The sequence below is a fragment of the Delftia sp. ASV31 genome (assembly GCF_016428765.1).
Classification (GTDB): domain Bacteria; phylum Pseudomonadota; class Gammaproteobacteria; order Burkholderiales; family Burkholderiaceae_C; genus Comamonas; species Comamonas acidovorans.
Genome location: NZ_JAELTK010000230.1, coordinates 1 through 395, shown reverse-complemented (window position 1 = coordinate 395; position 395 = coordinate 1). Strand labels below are relative to the sequence as shown.

1 pseudogene is annotated in these 395 nt (G+C 77.2%); it reads right to left on the bottom strand.

From position 1 onward, the window contains the following. Positions 1–280, bottom strand: a pseudogene (locus JHD82_RS30350) (hypothetical protein); the annotation flags it as partial. Between the last annotated feature and the right edge of the window lie 115 nt (positions 281–395).

The window sequence follows — 395 nt, the reverse complement described above, 5'->3', positions numbered from 1 at the left end:
CCCCCCCCCCCCCCCCCCCCCCCCCCCCCCCCCCCCCCCCCCCCCCCCCCCCCCCCCCCCCCCCCCCCCCCCCCCGCCCCGCCCCCCACCGAGACCTACACTGTTCGCATTTCGTCGGCAGCGTCAGATGTGTATAAGAGACCCCCTCCCCCTCTCCCAGGTGCAGCGTGCGCTCGGGCACGCCATGAAAGCTCATGACCAGTTTCTCGCCACGGCCGTTGCTGCGCCAGTGGGCCTCGATGCGCTGGGCCCTGTCTCTTATACACATCTCCGAGCCCACGAGACGCTGACGTTGAGCGCGTATGCCGTCTTGTGCTGGGAGGGGGGGGGGGGGGGGGGGGGGGGGGGGGGGGGGGGGGGGGGGGGGGGGGGGGGGGGGGGGGGGGGGGGGGGGG